This is a genomic window from Pseudoalteromonas sp. Bsw20308 (genome assembly GCF_000310105.2).
GTDB lineage: Bacteria > Pseudomonadota > Gammaproteobacteria > Enterobacterales > Alteromonadaceae > Pseudoalteromonas > Pseudoalteromonas fuliginea.
The window spans coordinates 2988903-3005563 of the sequence record NZ_CP013138.1 but is presented as its reverse complement, the minus strand read 5'-3'; the positions used below and the strand labels follow the sequence as shown (position 1 = coordinate 3005563).

The following is a 16661-nucleotide window of genomic DNA, read 5'->3' as shown; positions in this document are numbered from 1 at the left end:
AAATAGCATTACGTATATTTGCATGATTAATAAATTATCATTAAAAATAAGAGGGTTTATCTGTTTTATTTTGTGAGTTTACATAGTGTTGTTCTAAAAGTGTGCAGCATGAATATTTTTAAACTAGGAAAAGGTAACAAGTTGGAGATTTCCATATTAGGCATGATATAGTCGGCTGGAATGCTTTTACCTCAATGCTGTCTTTATTATAAAATTTTAAGAGTCAATATTCGGATTAAAAGCTTGGTATTATTAAATGTGCGGAGGCTAATTTGGAAACAGGAATGATTATTTCACTGGCGTTATATTTTGTTGTAATGCTAGGTATCGGACTATATGCATATAAACAATCTACAAGCGATGTCTCTGGTTACATGTTAGGTGGGCGAAACTTATCACCAAGTGTTGCAGCTCTTTCAGCTGGTGCATCAGACATGAGTGGTTGGCTTCTTATGGGTCTGCCTGGTGCGATGTATTTATTTGGTTTAAGTAAAGCTTGGATTGCAATAGGCTTGGTAGCTGGCGCTTGGGCAAATTACTTTTTAGTTGCTCCTCGTCTACGTGTTTATACAGAGAAAGCAAACGATTCGGTTACAATTCCTGATTACTTTGCAAATCGTTTTGCAGATAATAAAAATATCCTTCGTGTTATTTCTGCAATCATAATTATTCTTTTCTTTACGCTTTATACATCATCAGGTGTAGTTGCAGGTGGTAAGCTATTTGAAAATTCATTTGATATGAGTTACGAAATGGGCTTGTATGTAACAACAGGCGTTGTGGTTATATACACTCTGTTTGGTGGCTTTTTAGCAGTAAGTTTAACTGACTTTGTGCAAGGGTGTATTATGTTTTTATCCTTGTTAATTGTCCCTATTGTAACTTACAGCATGCTGGATAACTCTGTGGTTGATACACTTTCAACAGCAACTTATGATCTACTACTTAGTGCACCTAAACCAGACGAAAAGGTACCATTAGACATGCTTAACTGGTTTGCCGGTGGCTCAGTTGTTGCAATTATTTCAGCATTAGCATGGGGGCTTGGCTATTTCGGTCAGCCGCATATAATTGTTCGTTTTATGTCTGTGCGTTCGGTTAAAGATATGCCGGCTATGCGACGTATTGGTATGTCGTGGATGACGTTATCTGCAATAGGTGCAGTTTTAACGGGTTTATTTGGTGCTGCATATATGATCGAAAATCAAATGTTGATTGGCGATAAAGAAACTATCTTCTTAGTTTTATCAGAACTTGTATTTCATCCATTGATAGCTGGTTTTTTGCTTGCTGCTATTTTGGCTGCAATCATGAGTACTATTTCATCACAGTTATTGGTTTGTTCAAGCTCACTAACTGAAGATTTTTATAAAATTTATCTAAATCGCAGTGCTTCACAAACAGAATTAGTTTTGGTTGGTCGTATTAGTGTTGCACTTGTTGCACTTGTTGCTATGTTTGCTATTTACTTAGCGTACGATAAAGACAGTTCTATATTAGATTTAGTGAGTAATGCTTGGGCTGGATTTGGAGCTGCTTTTGGTCCATTAGTGCTGATCAGCCTTTATTGGAAACGCATGAACTTTGAAGGTGCGTTAGCCGGTATGATAGTTGGGGCTGTAACCGTTCTAGTTTGGTTTTATGCGCCAATTAAAGTCAATGGCGAACATATTAGTACACTAATTTACGGTATTGTCCCAGGCTTTATATTATCGAGTATTGCAATCGTTGTGGTTAGTTTGGGTACTAAAGCGCCTAAAAAGGAAATCACTGACTTATTTGATGAAGTGGAAAAAGAACTGTAATTAGCTGAATTCAAGTTCGAATTAAGCAATAAAAAAGGGAGCAACTTAGTTGCTCCCTTTTTTATTTATATATTAGTAAACGGTTTAGCTTACTTTTTTCTCATCGTTATCTTGGACAGCGGAAGCGTTATCTGACTTTTTAGTTTTTGCTGGGGCTTTGGTGACAACTGGGTCTTTGCCACCTTTTAATATAGTCATAAAGTCTTCTTTACTCTTTGCTATTTCTAAAGCAAGTGACTCTATTTGTTGCTCGCTTAATGGCACATCTACCTTTTCTAACATTAGCTCAAGCGACTCAGCAATATCGAGCATTTTGTCATAAGCATCAGCTTCTTTTTTAGTAGTAAACGTCATGCGCTCGACTCCGTTTCGTTCTACAACATATTTAACAACAACAGCCATGATTTCTCCTGCAAGCTTGCGTGGCAATGTGGTTTATGAAAACCATTAGATTACTGTTTTTATGTACAGTAATGGTTTGTGGTGTAATTTGCAAGTATCTGATATTAATTTTTAGTTTATTTAAGATTTGACAAAAAACTGTAACTTTACTTTATTTAATAAATCACTTGTTGTACCAGCTGCATTTTAGGATTTCGGATAATAGTGATCATGTGTTTAGGTGATTTTATATAATGAGCTATTTTTATTTTACTATTTCCTGAGCAAAATTTAATAATTCGAAAGTACAATAAGGAAAATAAATGCGTCTTTTACAAAAACTCTTATTCATAAGTATATTATGTTTGCTCCCGACTACTGCAGCGTTTTCACAGGTAGTTGATGTGGTCAAAGAAATGCCTAAATATGATGTTGTAAGTATTAATGATGCTGATGCGAGTATGCTCGCTAAGCTACCAGGAATAGGGAAGAAAAAAGCACAAGCAATAGTTGATTATAGGGAAGCAAATGGAGAGTTTACTGAAGTAAACGATTTAGCGAAAGTGAAAGGTGTAGGAAAAAAGTTAATAACTAAGCTAAAAGATAAAATAACATTATAAGTGGGTTAGGGCGCTTCTAAGCGCCCTGATCATATTCTTTTAATGCTTTACTAAGATTTTTTTTGGCAAAATTAATTTCGATAGGCGTAGTTAATAATGGATAACAAAGTACACCAAGCATTAAAAATGGAATAACTACCCAGCCTTCAAATAGGGTAAATATTAAAAACAGTGGGCTTAATAATATAAGCTTTATTATACGTAATAACACGCGTTCAGTAGGTGAGATCAGACCTAGCGATAGGGCTACAACGGCTTGCCTTTCACGTACTTTTAAATGTTTTAATTCTATAATTTGACTCGAAAAAAAAGTAAACATACTAATTAAACCGATCTTTTAAAAAGTAAACGACTACTAATCACTATAAAAAATACACTAGCAAATAGTCCAAATATGATTTCCATCCAAGCGGGCATACTCATACCCAAAAATTGCCAGTCTATATTTCCACAATCACCAGTTGCCTGAAAAAAGCTAGGGATCCACTCATGCAATGGTAAAAATGATGGGAAATTAGGTTCAAATTCACAGCTAAAAGCAAAAGGGTCTGTGGTGGTTTGCATATCTATATGTTCTTGAGCAATCAGGTATCCCCAGACACTTGATACGCCCCAAGTTAAGTAAGCCGCTATTCTGACTACTTTGTTTTGCGGTTTAATTGAGCCAATAATACCAGCGCTAAGTAACCCTAGTACTGCGGTACGTTGATAAATACACATTATGCAAGGTGCTAACCCCATTTTGTATTGAAAGAAAAGGGCGGTTACTTCAAGTAAAAAAACAATAACGGTGAATAAAATCCACGGGGTACGTTGAGTCGGTAATTGTGCAAGCCAGTTCATAAAAATTCCACGCTTAAATAAGACGATATATTATGGCGTAGGATAAAGTACGCAGCAACAAAAAGGAAAGAAAAGCTACCGAAGTAGCTTTTTTTAAGATGAGATTAGTGACTACTTGATGCAGCCCCTATGGTCGCTACATGATGATCTATCCAGCCCCATTGATACATTAGTTCGGTCATATCGCTTAAACCTATGTAAGTAAAGGTAAGCCCTATAGTAGTTAACACGATTGTATATGGTAATGCCATGTAAACCATTCTCCCATAGGACAAACGCAGTACTGGGGCAAGTGTTGATGTAAGCAAAAATAAAAATGCAGCTTGACCGTTTGGAGTCGCAACACTTGGTAAATTGGTACCTGTATTAATAGCAACAGCTAAAAGGTCGAATTGATCACGGGTAATTTCCCCAGCTTTCAGTGCCGCTGCAACTTCGTTTATATACACAGTACCAACAAATACATTATCGCTTACCATGGAGAGTAACCCATTGGCGATAAAGAACATGACTAATTGTAATTGCCCTTCAAATGTAAGTACCCAAGCAATAACAGGTGTGAATAGGTGTTGGTCTATAATAACGGCAACAACGGCAAAAAACACACATAAAAGCGCTGTAAATGGCAGAGCTTCCTCAAATGCTTTTCCTAGTTGATGTTCTTCAATAATACCGGCAGAGGCAGTTGCCAATATAATCACTGATAAACCTATTAACCCAACAGCGGCTAAATGCATTGCTAAACCGACAATAAGCCATACCGCAATGAACGCTTGGATAGTTAAGTTAACTTTATCGCGTTTAGTTCGTTTACTATCAAGCCCTTCAGCGTGATTTTTTAAGATAGTGTGAATTTTTTTAGGTAATTTAGCGCCATACCCAAAGGCTTTTGTTTTTTCCAGAACAAAAGTAGTTAATAAACCAGCAAAAAATACAGGCAAGGTGATAGGCAGCATTCTTAAGAAAAACTCACCAAACTGCCAACTCGCTCGTTCAGCAATAATTAAATTTTGAGGCTCACCAACCATAGTACAAACACCACCGAGTGCAGTGCCAATAGATGCATGCATTAATAGGTTACGTAAAAAAGCACGAAACTCTTCGAGTTCTTGGCGATTAACTTCTTTTACTTGATTATCATCATTTATATCATGTTCGCTGTTGGAGTCTTTTCCTGACGCGACTTTGTGATAAATACTGTAAAATCCCATTGCAACGGCAATGACTACTGCCATAACTGTTAATGCATCTAAAAATGCAGATAAAAAAGCAGCTGCAAGAGTAAACGCTAAAGATAAAATAGATTTACTTCTGACTGACACGACTAGTTTCGTGAAAATGTAGAGTAATAAATCTTTCATGAAGTAAATGCCGGCGACCATAAAAATCAACAGCAAAATTACATCTAAGTTTTGTGCTATTTCATGTTCAACTTGTCCTGCAGTCGTCATTCCTATAAATAAGGCTTCAATGACAAGTAAGCCACCAGGCTGCAGTGGATAGCATTTAAGTGCCATTGCCAAGGTGAATATAAATTCTAATACTAACGCCCAGCCTGCCACGTATTGATTTAGTTGAAAAAGGATAGGGTTAATAATTAGAAACGTAATGATCGTATATTTATACCATTGTGGCGCATTACCTAAAAAATTCTTAAATGTTGCAGTTAAAACACTCTGCTGCATAGGTGTTCCTTTTTATTGTACTTATATGTATAGCTAGTGCCCGTTAAGTTAATTCAGCTAAAGCTTTGTGTAAACAAAAATATGCGAGTGATAACAATGTACCTAATGTGAATGTGGCCTATATTTATATACACTGTAGCTAAAATAGAAAAATCAAAATTTAATTATTTATAAATATTAAATTTCTACTCATTTGGTTGAACTAATATGCCTTACTTTACTTGTTAGTTGTGCTTCCTCTGGTACAATCAGTCAGTTATTCGTGTAAGACGATAAGTTGTAGATTACTTCGAGTGGGAATTGAATGAGAATTTTTAAAGCGAAAAGCCCAGCAGGATTTGCTGAAGAATATATAGTTGAGTCTATTTGGAATGGCGATTTCCCTCCAGGTTCAATTCTACCTGCCGAGCGAGAGCTCTCAGAGTTAATTGGTGTCACAAGAACAACTTTACGAGAAGTACTACAGCGTTTAGCTCGCGATGGTTGGTTGACTATCCAGCACGGTAAACCGACACGAGTTAATAATTTTTGGGAAACGTCTGGTTTAAATATTCTTGAAACGTTAGCACGCCTTGATGAAGATAAAATGCCTGAGCTGACAGATCAGCTTTTATCGGCAAGAACGAATATTAGTGCTATTTATACGCGTGCCGCTATTAAGTTGAATCCAGAGCGCGTTATTGAAATTTTATCACAAAGCCATGAATTAGAAGATACTGCACAGGCATTTGCTGATTACGATTATAAAGTTCATCACGAATTAGCAGTTGCTGGTAATAACCGTATTTATGTATTAATTCTTAACGGTTTTAGAGGGTTTTATTCAAAGATTGGTTGTCATTACTTTTCAGATGCAGGAACACGAGAGCTTGCTCGTCAGTTTTATAAAGATTTAACTATACTGGCTGAAAATAAAGAGCATGATGGCGCTATTTCTATGATGCGTAAGTATGGTCATCAAACGGGTGAAATTTGGCAGAATATTCGAGGTGATATGCCTTCGGATATAATGGATTAAATCTAAACGAAAAACCTGCATTTGCAGGTTTTTTTATCTGTAAAAATTCATACCACATTATATGTTTTTTTAAACAATTTAATGTATTAACCCTTCTTCAGTAACGCTAAAAATACTATCTAATTACAACGCAATTTACACCTCAAAATAGATCTATTATTCAAGCAGATTAGTGCAAGTTGTAAGTGTTCGTTATTTTCGATTGCTCACATCGCTAAATACGATTGTTCTTTTTAAACTAAAAAATTTAGAATGCCAATTAATTATATGTATGCGCTATTGGTTTTTAATTTTTAGCGCCCATATAAGTACCAGCATTGCGAAAGCAATTGAAAACAAACTCAAAATATTTGGAGAATAAAATGGGTGTATTAGTAGGCCGCCAGGCACCAGACTTTACCGCTGCAGCTGTTCTTGGTAACGGTGAAATTGTAGATAGCTATAACCTTCATGAAACAATCAAAGGTAAAAAAGCAGTTATCTTCTTTTACCCACTAGATTTCACGTTTGTGTGTCCTTCAGAACTTATTGCATTTGATAAGCGTTTTGAAGAGTTCCAAAAGCGTGGCGTAGAAGTTATTGGTGTTTCTATCGATTCACAATTCTCACATAACGCATGGCGTAACACTGCTGTAGCAGATGGCGGTATTGGTAAAGTTCAATACGCACTAGTTGCAGATGTTAAACACGAAATTTGTAAAGCATACGACGTTGAGCATCCTGAAGCGGGTGTTGCGTTTCGTGGGTCATTCTTAATCGACGAAGAAGGCAATGTACGTCACCAAGTAGTGAACGATTTACCACTAGGTCGTAACATCGATGAAATGCTTCGTATGGTTGACGCACTAGCGTTCCATACTGAACACGGTGAAGTATGTCCTGCTGGTTGGACTGAAGGTAAAAAAGGTATGGACGCAAGCCCTGAAGGCGTTGCAAAGTTCTTATCTGAAAACGAAGGCGAGCTATAATTTAGCCCTTAGTTTTAAATAAAAAACCGCCAATTGGCGGTTTTTTTTGTGTCTTTTACTTAGAAGGAGAAGCTTACTTTAGTATACAGGTAACGGCCACGAGGGTTGTGCACACCTGACGCATAACCATATAAATCGCCATCGCCATCACCAATAGCAAATGGTGGCTCTTCATCAAATAAGTTATTAACACCTAAAGATATTTTAGCTGATTCAGTAATACGGTACGATGTTTGTAAATCCACAAGCGTTTGTGAATCTATCATACGCGATGTATTACTATCAAAATCTAAATTACCATCAAAGTCGATATCAGGTGTATCTTCAAATTCACCCACATAACTGATATTTACGTTAGTATTAAAATCGCCAATTTCCCAGTTAGTTGAGAAAATAAAGCGGTGCTCTGGGTAACCATATTCACCCGTGTAATCACGGCCATCTTTTTCAAATTTATCTTGATATGCCCACTCTAGATTAAATTTAAGTAAACCTAAGTCATCAAGAGAGTGATTATAGTTTGCTGAAACATCAACACCAGACACTTCTTGCGATGATAAATTTTTGAAGGTGCTGTGTATTTTTTGTATTGTGCCCAAGCTTGCACCACCCGTTGGGGCCAAACGAACACACACGGTACTACTTTGACTGCCACATTCTGCAGCGTAAATAGGGCCAAACTCTTCTTCATCTATTTTGTTATCTTGGGTAATACTCCATACATCAACACTTAAGCCAAACTCGGCTGTTGGTGCCCATATAACGCCCACGTTCCATGATTCTGACTCTTCTGCTTGTAAATCAGGGTTACCAGAGAACTCAATATTGTAATCCAGCGCTTGGCAATCTAACCCAGTTTGTTCACAGCGCTGCGTATCAACAAAAAATTGACTCTTTTGTGACGGACCTAAGCCTATTTGCGCTAATGAAGGCGCTCTAAAGCCTTGCGCCCATGAACCTCGAACGGTTACTTCATCAGTCGGTGCCCAGCGCAGAGCTACTTTTGGATTCGTTGTAGTACCAAAGTCGCTGTAATCGTCGTAACGACCAGCTAATTGCAATTCAAGGTTTTCAGCAAGCGGGATTGAGAATTCAACGTATGCAGCGTATTGATCACGATCTGCTGAAGCGGATACTGATTCAGTACCAAATATCAAACCGCGTTGAAATTGATCATCAGGAATATCATTTACATCTTCTTCACGGTATTCAATACCCGCGGCCATCATTACTGCTTCGCCACCAAAACTAAATGCTTCACCAGTTATATTGGCATCAAAAGACGTCATATGAGATTCACCGCGACGTACTAAGCTGGTTGTTATTCTGTCAACTACAGTAGGGTCGTTATATGTGCCACCAAATGGATTATAGTTACCGGCATCAATTTCTTGCTGTAAAAAATCGGTGCGTACCCAGCCTTGTGTGCGATCGCCAGTTTGCAGTGATTTACTGCGACCTTTTTGTACTGCTGTTTCCCAGCTCCAATCGTTTATTTCGCCTTTTAACCCAGCAACAAAGCGTAAGGTATCTGACTCAATATCCCATTGGCGAGCACCTGCATCAACTGTACGGTAACGACCAATTTGAATGTCTTCACCAAATGGATTGTTAGGGTGACTAGCAGGCACTGTCAGGCCAGCATCTTCATCAAGTGGTGTTGGTGCTCCTGCAGCGACAGAGCTATTATGCTGAACAGCCATTTCTAAAAAGCCTGTAATACCGTTATCAAAGCGGTATTCAAATTGTGAAATAGCGCCTATACGTTCAGAGGCTGGGGAAATATAGCCATATGGGCCGTAATCAAATAAACAGCTACCACTTGAAGTTGCATTTTCAGCAGGACAATCAGGATCGATAGTTTTAACACCATCTACATAAAAGTAGCCAGGAAAACCACGAGATGAACGGAAATCCTCACCACCATAAGGCGATTGGTTTGCAGTGCCTAGGCGGCCCATTTCATCAGAAGAAAGGGATGTATTTTTAAAGTAATCGATAATAACGGATGCACTACTTTTTTCGCTTGTAGTACCCCAAACAAGGCTGGCTGTTGTCTCTTCATAATTTGGACCATCTGTACCGCCATAGCCTAAATTAATCTCAACGCCGTCAATATCTTTCTTTAAAATAACGTTAACTACACCGGCTACTGCATCTGAGCCATAAATAGCTGAAGCGCCATCTTTTAGTATATCGATGCGCTCAATAGCAGAAACGGGAATACTGTTAATATCTACAAATGAGTTGGTGATACCTTCCGCAAAAGCACTAATTGATACACGACGACCATTGATTAGTACCAGTGTTGCATCAGCACCTAAGCCTCGTAAGCTTACTGCAGCTGAGCCGTTAGCGGTTGAGTCTTGATTATTTCCACGGGTTGAAAAAGTACCGCTACCTGCCACAGGCATTCTTTCTAGAAGCTGTTGTAAGTTATCGTAACCCATGTTTTCGATTTCAGCTCTACCGATTGATTGCACCGGAGAAGGCCCTTCAATATCAGTTCGCTTAATACGAGAACCAGTAACTTGAATTCGCTCTACTTTTTTAGCTTCTTCTGCTGCGTAAGTTGTTGTTGTAAAACCTGCCGATAATGCGAGTGTTGCACTCACAATAATGCTAGGTGTAAATACTGTTGATTGTTTCATCCTTAAACCCTTGTTTATTTATTGTAAAATTATTTGCTTAACAAACGAATTGATTAATAACATGTAACTTAAAGGTTGTCAATCGTGTTTTTTAGGGTTTGATTATGAATTTTAAAGAGTTTTTATATATTAATTTTTATATATTTTTGCTTGAGGCCAAACTGGGCGTGAATAGGCGCTGTATTTGATATTTCTTGTCTTGTTAAATTAGGCTGAAAAAGTAAGTAATGAAGATAAAACTAATTTGTAATAATTTATTTCTTGGGAAATTAGGGCTGCTTATCTTTTTAGGTTGAATTTTCACCAAACGTTTGGTTTTTAGCTAAGGTAGAGCTTATGTTGCTCGGCTTTTTGAGTCTACGAGGTTATAAACTTTGCGCCGTGACAATACTAACCGGCATAAATATTTGAACAATTTAACGAATTAAATAACTCTATGACGTTGTTAAAATTCTTTATTTAGAACAACTAAATATAAAAATTTTTGCCTAGATTTATCAAAGCGAATTTACGTGACGCTCGCAACTTTATTGCTATTAAGCTCAACAGAGTTAACATTTTAAATAGCTTCTTGAGATCTGTTTACTACGGGGAGGTTATCCATATCAAATAAAATGCCTAACAAGGTTAGGCATTTTTATTATACTTTGTGCTTCATTAAGCGTTCTTTTTCGCGAGACCAATCTTTGTTTTTCCCGTCGTCTCGTTTGTCATGTAGCTTTTTACCTTTTGCTAGATGAAATTCAAGTTTTACCCAACATTTCTTCCAGTACATAGCAGTAGCAATTAATGAATAACCATCTCGCTCTGTTGCTCCGAGTAGACGGTCAAGTTCGCGTCTGCTTAATAGTAATTTACGATAACGTAACGGATCGCAAATTACGTGGGTTGATGCACTATTAAGTGGCTGGATTTGCGCGCCAAGTAAAAATGCTTCGCCATTTTTAAGGTGAATATAAGTTTCGGTGATGTTTACTTTTCCAGCTCGGATACTTTTAACTTCCCAGCCTTGGAGTTCGACACCCGCTTCAAACTTATCGTGTAAAAAATACTCATGTCGCGCTTTTTTGTTTAGCGCGATGGTATTACTTGTCGATTTTGATGAATTTTTCTTAGCCATAGTGCCCTATAATATACGTAATGTGAGATGTTTTACATCGATTTTTTAATAATGCTTTTAAAAATTAAGCTTTTATTTAAGCTGTATGAAAATTTGGGGAAACGCACAAAGCTTGCTAAAATTCGCCCACACAGTTGGGAGTGAGTATGCCACAAATAGAAAAAAGTGCGCTTGTTATGTACAGCACTAAAGAGATGTTTGATCTAGTTAATGATGTAGAAGCTTATTCACAGTTTTTACCAAATTGCTCAGACTCAAAAATTGTTTCACAGCATGATAATAACATGACCGCGAGTTTAGAAATATCTAAGGCGGGTATAAAAAAGTGGTTTACCACCGAAAACACCTTTGTTGATGAACAAACCGTGTTACTGCGCCTAGTGGATGGGCCATTTAAAATGCTGCAGGGTCGTTGGCACTTTCAAGCACTTGATGCTAAAGCATGTAAAGTTTATTTAGAGCTAGAGTTTGAGTTTTCAAGCAAATTAATCGAACTTGCTTTTGGTAAAATATTTAACGATGTTGCCAAAAACATGGTGAGTGCATTTACTCAACGTGCCAAGCAGGTTTATGGAGCGCGAGTATGATTAATGTTGAGGTGGTATTTGCATTACCAACCATGGCGACGTGTTTATCACTTGAAGTACCAGAGGGGACGACAGCAGAGCAAGCTGTTATCCAATCTGGCATTATAGAAAAATGTCCAGAAATAGAGGCTACTTCATTAACTCTAGGCGTTTGGAATCGAACGGTAAAATTAAATCAAGAACTTAAAAATGGTGATAGAGTTGAAATTTATCGCCCATTAATTGCAGATCCTAAAGATGCCCGTAGAAAACGCGCTGAAAAAGCAAAGGAAGAAGGGCGAGCAAACAAAGTAACGGGTGGGCGTCCATTAGAACGTTAACGTAGAAATAAAAAAGGTGAGCACGGCTCACCTTTTTTATTAACGCACAACTCGCTTTTTTATTGCTCTAGCGGTGTGTTAAAATTTCCTGGCTGATCATAATCGCCCGAAATAGAGACTAGTTTTTCGTTTTCAAATTTAATAACTAAAGATTTGTGTTGCTCGTTTTTACGGCCTTTATTGAAGCTATAAACGTAACGCCATGTATTGTTATCAAAAGCATCCTCGGCAATTGGACGGCCTAAAACGTAAATAACTTGCTCTCGAGTCATACTAACACGAAGCTTTTCAACATCAGATTGCTCTAAAAAATTACCTTGAGGGATGTTGATTCTGTATACCCAGCTAGAACAACCCGCTGTTGTACTGAGTGTTAGTGCAACGATAAGCCAAAGGGAAAAAGTTTTTAACGACTGCATTGTTAGTTGTGATCCTTATTTTTTATAATCTGCATGATACCGATTAGTCACTGAAGGTAAAACCCTTTTAGCAATTGTTTTTTGTTAAGGGCGTTAAGGTAATATTTTGACCATTAATAATGAAAAAAGTTTACATCATATTGAATCTTGTAATGTAAAAAGGGATTCTATTTGGTATTTGTACATCGTGCAGACTCGCTTTGGGCATTGGTACACGGGTATTACAACAAATGTAGAAAAACGCTTTGCTACACATCAAGTGGGTAAAGGGGCCAAAAACCTCAGAGGGAAAGGCCCTTTACTGCTTATCCACCAACAAAAAGTGGGCAGTAAAAGTGATGCGAGTAAGTTGGAGCATCAGATTAAAAAACTGACAAAAGTTAGAAAAGAGGCATATGTTCTCAATTTTAAAAAAGTGGATATTAATAAGACTAAATCGCTGTAAATATAAACTTTAATTAATTTTATTCATCGTAATTAAAACTTCACCTCTACGAACAAGCTAGCATTAACTGCAGTTAATACTAGCTTGTTCGTAATAGCAGTGCCAAACCACTTAACGATGCTTTTCAAATGTATCGACAAGCTCATCAAGAGTTTGAGCGCTATTTGCTAAATCACGAATGGCTTGCTCTGTATTAATTTGCTCACTCATTGCTTTATCACTAATTTCACTTATTTGCTCAATGTTACGTCCTACATCGGCAACTACATTGCTTTGCTGCTCTGTTGCTGTGGCTATAAGTGTGGCCATATCGTTTATTTGGTTTGCAGTTTCGGTTATCGTATTGAGTAACTCTACTGAGTTTTGCATTGCCCCTACGCTTTGCTGCGCTTTATCTTTTGATTGGCTAATATCGTTAACTACATCATCAGAAATCTGTGTTAGCTCTTCTATCATTGACTGAATTTCATTTGTTGACTGAGAAGTACGGTTTGCTAGTGCGCGCACTTCGTCGGCAACAACAGCAAACCCGCGACCATGCTCTCCAGCTCGAGCCGATTCAATAGCTGCGTTCAATGCCAATAAATTAGTTTGTTCAGAAATGCTTCTGATTGCATCAATAATGTTAGCAATATCAATTGTTTTTTTGGACAACAGGGTAACTTGCTCTGTAATGCCATCTATATCACTCGCAAGAGCAGAAATAGTTGTCTGACTTTGAACAACTTGCTGATGGCTTTGTATAGTTTTTTCACGGCTGCTATCAGTGAGTTTTGCTGTGTTTGCCGCACTTTGTGCTATTTCCTGTACTGTTGCACCCATTTGGTTTATTGCAGCAGCAACCGAGATCGTTTGTTCTTTTTGACTATCGATAGCGAGTGAATTGCGTTTAGCTTGTTCAAAAACATGATCTGAACTTTTTCTTATGTCATGGCTTTCATTCGCGACTTGCTGAATAGCAATTTCTATTTTTTCGATAAACTGATTAAAACCAGCACTTAAGTTATTAAGCTCTGGTTGGCTTGATTCCGGTAATCTATAAGCAAGATTAGCATCACCAGAACCCAAGCGTGAAAATAGTTCTGCCATTTTAGATAAAGGTGATGAGAGCGATCGAGCAAGTAAGTAACTAATTAGGCTAGCAACTAATGCAATGATTAATGTAAAAGTAAAAATTTGCCATTGCAGGGTATTTACGCTTGCGAATACTTCACTTTTTGGCACTTGGGCGACAACATATAAATCGGTGTTTTTGATTGGTGTTGCCGCCACGAGGGTTGGTTCACCATTTAAGTTTATTTCTTTTAATACAAAGCCATAACTGCTTAATAGCTGGTTGTGTATGTCAGCTGTAAATAATTCATCAATATTAACTTTTGCTACTTTACTTGAATCTTTATGCAGCTGAATTAAACCACTTTTATCTGCAATAAATACAAAACCAGTTTGTTCAATTTTAAATTGCTGCAATAGCTTTTGCATCTCAGTAATACTTTTAGCAAGGCCAGCTAAGCCTGTTCCATTAGGCTGTTGATGATTTATAAACATTTTTACATCATTTGCAGACTCTTGGTAAATACTTATTGAGTATGGTTTTTTCGATTGTTTAAATGCAAAAAACCAGCCATCAGCAGTATCATTTTTTAATACGCGCAAAAAGCCATTTTGGTTCCAATATTGAGCTGTGTCTCTATTTGCCCAAGACGCGGTTGCTAAATTGTACTGCGTAACTAAACGGTTTAATTCTTTAAGTAAGACAGCATCATTTTTAGTATTAGTTTGCGACCATTGTAAAATGAATTCATTTGACGATAATTGTTCAGCAGCACCAATGAGTGCGTTTATTTCACCACCAATATGGTTACTGATAGTTTGCAGCTTACTTGGAAGTTCAGACTCAATCATACGTTGTTCAATAATATCTTCTGAACTGTATAACGAGGTTAGGCCTATTAGTGCGGCAACAAAGATAGCAATACTACTGCCAAGGGCTGTTATTTTTTGAGTAATAGAAAGGTTTTGTAACATCATAATAATTTATTTTACAACTTAATTAGAAAGCCATGTTAGCACATTATTTATTATGGGCTAATTATTAGCTTAAGCTGAACAAATGAAAGTAAGCAGTGTTGTGAATATGCATAAAAAAGCCCACGTGCTAAAAGCATATGGGCTTGGTTTCTAACAAGCGAAACTTTTATTGTCTAGAATTAAACAATTTTCTTCATTGCAGACATGTAGCCACGTAGTTTAGCACCTACTTTTTCAACAGGGTGTTCACGCAGTGCCGCATTGATTTGAATTAATGTTTGGTTATCAACTTGGTTACTGTGCTCGCCAAGGCCTTTACCAATAATGTCTGTATCAACGTTTTTCATAAAATCAGCAAGTAATGGTAAACATGCATGGTTATATAAATAACAGCCGTATTCTGCAGTATCAGAGATAGTACGGTTCATTTCAAAAAGCTTTTTACGCGCAATAGTATTAGCAATTAATGGCGTTTCGTGTAATGACTCGTAGTAAGCCGACTCTTCAATAATACCTGCGGCAGTCATGGTTTCAAATGCAAGTTCAACACCTGCTTTAACCATTGCTACCATTAAAATACCGTTATCAAAAAATTCTTGTTCAGAAATCTCTACATCGCCAGCTGGAGTTTTTTCAAAGTTAGTTTCAGCTGTTTCTGCGCGCCATTTAAGTAAGTTTACGTCATCGTTATTCCAGTCTTCCATCATGGTGCGTGAGAAAGTACCGTCGATGATGTCATCTTGGTGCTTATTATAAAGCGGGCGCATAATTAGTTTTAGCTCTTCACTTAGTTCAAACGCTTTTACTTTTGCAGGGTTTGAAAGGCGGTCAAGCATGTTAGTAACGCCGCCGTACTTAAGTGCTTCGGTAATTACTTCCCAACCGTATTGAATTAGTTTTGATGCGTAACCAGCATCAATGCCTTTTTCTATCATTTTATCAAAACATAAAATAGAGCCAGTTTGTAACATGCCACATAAAATGGTTTGCTCGCCCATTAGATCAGATTTAACTTCGGCGATAAATGATGATTTAAGTACACCTGCGCGATGTCCGCCAGTACCCGCTGCATACGCTTTAGCTTGTGCTAAACCAAGACCTTGAGGGTCATTTTCTGGGTGAACTGCAATTAGAGTTGGTACACCAAAACCACGTTTGTATTCTTCACGGACTTCAGAACCAGGACACTTAGGCGCAACCATGATTACGGTAATGTCTTCACGCACTTGCATGCCTTCTTCAACAATATTAAAGCCATGAGAGTAAGCAAGTGTAGAGTCTTTTTTCATAAGCGGCATAATCGCACTTACTACAGCGCTATGTTGTTTATCTGGCGTTAAGTTAAGTACTACGTCGGCTGTAGGAATTAATTCTTCGTAAGTGCCTACAGTAAAGCCATTTTCAGATGCATTAAGGAAAGATTGACGGCGCTCAGAAATGGCTGATGCACGTAATGTGTATGAAACATCTAAACCAGAGTCACGTAAGTTTAAGCCTTGGTTTAAACCTTGTGCGCCACAGCCTACAATAACGAGTTTTTTACCTTTAAGTGCATCAACGCCATTGGCAAACTCGCCTGCGTCCATAAATTCACATTGCGCTAATTGCGCTAATTGCTCGCGTAAAGGTAAGGTATTGAAATAATTCGCCATTGTTAGTGTCCTATAAAGTAATATTTGTTAGATGCGCAATGTTTACTGCGCTTACAAACACCATATGTAAAATAGTCACTTGCGTAAAATGATATATTTGAATTAAAGTGTTTCAT

The 16661-nt window shown here is 37.5% G+C and carries 16 protein-coding genes; 7 read left to right on the top strand and 9 right to left on the bottom strand.

Annotated elements, in window-relative coordinates:
- Positions 1-284: 284 nt before the first annotated feature.
- Positions 285-1805: a sodium/proline symporter PutP gene (gene putP / locus D172_RS13235; protein WP_058230557.1), complete on the top strand. Its 1521-nt coding sequence runs from the start codon at positions 285-287 to the stop codon at positions 1803-1805.
- Between the two features lie 84 nt (positions 1806-1889).
- On the opposite strand, the gene D172_RS13230 is transcribed toward putP, so the two are convergent.
- Complete coding sequence (locus D172_RS13230; RefSeq protein ID WP_007378630.1) at positions 1890-2207, bottom strand: YebG family protein; 318 nt, start codon at positions 2205-2207, stop codon at positions 1890-1892.
- A 302-nt stretch (positions 2208-2509) separates the two neighbouring features.
- On the opposite strand from D172_RS13230, the gene D172_RS13225 reads away from it, so the two are divergent.
- On the top strand, positions 2510-2806 hold the full coding sequence (locus D172_RS13225) for a ComEA family DNA-binding protein (RefSeq protein WP_007378631.1): 297 nt from the start codon (positions 2510-2512) through the stop codon (positions 2804-2806).
- A 16-nt stretch (positions 2807-2822) separates the two neighbouring features.
- On the opposite strand, the gene D172_RS13220 is transcribed toward D172_RS13225, so the two are convergent.
- From D172_RS13220 to nhaB, 3 genes are all read right to left on the bottom strand, one after another.
- Positions 2823-3125, bottom strand: a complete 303-nt coding sequence (locus D172_RS13220; RefSeq protein ID WP_007378632.1) for a DUF6170 family protein — start codon at positions 3123-3125, stop codon at positions 2823-2825.
- A 5-nt stretch (positions 3126-3130) separates the two neighbouring features.
- Entirely contained in the window at positions 3131-3649 is a 519-nt protein-coding gene (dsbB, locus tag D172_RS13215; RefSeq protein WP_007378633.1) for a disulfide bond formation protein DsbB, read from the bottom strand.
- Between the two features lie 104 nt (positions 3650-3753).
- Positions 3754-5334 (bottom strand): sodium/proton antiporter NhaB, encoded by a 1581-nt coding sequence (gene nhaB, locus D172_RS13210; RefSeq protein ID WP_007378634.1) that lies wholly within the window; start codon positions 5332-5334, stop codon positions 3754-3756.
- A 304-nt stretch (positions 5335-5638) separates the two neighbouring features.
- Between nhaB and fadR the strand changes: the two genes are divergently transcribed.
- Both fadR and D172_RS13195 read left to right on the top strand, forming a co-directional pair.
- Positions 5639-6352, top strand: a complete 714-nt coding sequence (gene fadR / locus D172_RS13205; protein ID WP_007378635.1) for a fatty acid metabolism transcriptional regulator FadR — start codon at positions 5639-5641, stop codon at positions 6350-6352.
- 362 nt (positions 6353-6714) lie between these two features.
- On the top strand, positions 6715-7320 hold the full coding sequence (locus tag D172_RS13195) for a peroxiredoxin (protein WP_007378637.1): 606 nt from the start codon (positions 6715-6717) through the stop codon (positions 7318-7320).
- Between the two features lie 59 nt (positions 7321-7379).
- Here D172_RS13195 and D172_RS13190 read toward each other — a convergent pair whose 3' ends face one another.
- Entirely contained in the window at positions 7380-9971 is a 2592-nt protein-coding gene (locus tag D172_RS13190; RefSeq protein WP_007378638.1) for a TonB-dependent receptor, read from the bottom strand.
- Between the two features lie 640 nt (positions 9972-10611).
- Positions 10612-11091 (bottom strand): SsrA-binding protein SmpB, encoded by a 480-nt coding sequence (gene smpB / locus D172_RS13185; RefSeq protein WP_004335699.1) that lies wholly within the window; start codon positions 11089-11091, stop codon positions 10612-10614.
- A gap of 146 nt (positions 11092-11237) precedes the next feature.
- On the opposite strand from smpB, the gene D172_RS13180 reads away from it, so the two are divergent.
- Complete coding sequence (locus tag D172_RS13180) at positions 11238-11678, top strand: type II toxin-antitoxin system RatA family toxin (protein ID WP_007378640.1); 441 nt, start codon at positions 11238-11240, stop codon at positions 11676-11678.
- On the top strand, positions 11675-11998 hold the full coding sequence (locus D172_RS13175; protein ID WP_007378641.1) for an RnfH family protein: 324 nt from the start codon (positions 11675-11677) through the stop codon (positions 11996-11998). Before D172_RS13180 ends, D172_RS13175 begins: the two co-directional genes overlap by 4 nt.
- 59 nt (positions 11999-12057) lie before the next feature.
- Here the strand turns inward: D172_RS13175 and D172_RS13170 are convergent, their stop codons facing one another.
- Positions 12058-12417, bottom strand: a complete 360-nt coding sequence (locus D172_RS13170; protein WP_007378642.1) for an outer membrane protein assembly factor BamE — start codon at positions 12415-12417, stop codon at positions 12058-12060.
- Between the two features lie 106 nt (positions 12418-12523).
- On the opposite strand from D172_RS13170, the gene D172_RS13165 reads away from it, so the two are divergent.
- Positions 12524-12862, top strand: coding sequence for a GIY-YIG nuclease family protein (locus D172_RS13165; protein ID WP_193371851.1), 339 nt, complete (start codon positions 12524-12526; stop codon positions 12860-12862).
- Positions 12863-12973: 111 nt separating this feature from the next.
- Here the strand turns inward: D172_RS13165 and D172_RS13160 are convergent, their stop codons facing one another.
- Positions 12974-14893, bottom strand: coding sequence for a methyl-accepting chemotaxis protein (locus tag D172_RS13160; protein ID WP_033023841.1), 1920 nt, complete (start codon positions 14891-14893; stop codon positions 12974-12976).
- A gap of 179 nt (positions 14894-15072) precedes the next feature.
- On the bottom strand, positions 15073-16545 hold the full coding sequence (gene ilvC, locus D172_RS13155) for a ketol-acid reductoisomerase (protein WP_007378645.1): 1473 nt from the start codon (positions 16543-16545) through the stop codon (positions 15073-15075).
- Between the last annotated feature and the right edge of the window lie 116 nt (positions 16546-16661).

Bases quoted from the DNA above. Each gene is read 5' to 3' on its own strand.
- putP (WP_058230557.1), top strand. From the start codon at position 285: ATGATTATTTCACTGGCGTTATATTTTGTTGTAATGCTAGGTATCGGA.
- D172_RS13230 (WP_007378630.1), bottom strand. From the start codon at position 2,207: ATGGCTGTTGTTGTTAAATATGTTGTAGAACGAAACGGAGTCGAGCGC.
- D172_RS13225 (WP_007378631.1), top strand. From the start codon at position 2,510: ATGCGTCTTTTACAAAAACTCTTATTCATAAGTATATTATGTTTGCTC.
- D172_RS13220 (WP_007378632.1), bottom strand. From the start codon at position 3,125: ATGTTTACTTTTTTTTCGAGTCAAATTATAGAATTAAAACATTTAAAA.
- dsbB (WP_007378633.1), bottom strand. From the start codon at position 3,649: ATGAACTGGCTTGCACAATTACCGACTCAACGTACCCCGTGGATTTTA.
- nhaB (WP_007378634.1), bottom strand. From the start codon at position 5,334: ATGCAGCAGAGTGTTTTAACTGCAACATTTAAGAATTTTTTAGGTAAT.
- fadR (WP_007378635.1), top strand. From the start codon at position 5,639: ATGAGAATTTTTAAAGCGAAAAGCCCAGCAGGATTTGCTGAAGAATAT.
- D172_RS13195 (WP_007378637.1), top strand. From the start codon at position 6,715: ATGGGTGTATTAGTAGGCCGCCAGGCACCAGACTTTACCGCTGCAGCT.
- D172_RS13190 (WP_007378638.1), bottom strand. From the start codon at position 9,971: ATGAAACAATCAACAGTATTTACACCTAGCATTATTGTGAGTGCAACA.
- smpB (WP_004335699.1), bottom strand. From the start codon at position 11,091: ATGGCTAAGAAAAATTCATCAAAATCGACAAGTAATACCATCGCGCTA.
- D172_RS13180 (WP_007378640.1), top strand. From the start codon at position 11,238: ATGCCACAAATAGAAAAAAGTGCGCTTGTTATGTACAGCACTAAAGAG.
- D172_RS13175 (WP_007378641.1), top strand. From the start codon at position 11,675: ATGATTAATGTTGAGGTGGTATTTGCATTACCAACCATGGCGACGTGT.
- D172_RS13170 (WP_007378642.1), bottom strand. From the start codon at position 12,417: ATGCAGTCGTTAAAAACTTTTTCCCTTTGGCTTATCGTTGCACTAACA.
- D172_RS13160 (WP_033023841.1), bottom strand. From the start codon at position 14,893: ATGATGTTACAAAACCTTTCTATTACTCAAAAAATAACAGCCCTTGGC.
- ilvC (WP_007378645.1), bottom strand. From the start codon at position 16,545: ATGGCGAATTATTTCAATACCTTACCTTTACGCGAGCAATTAGCGCAA.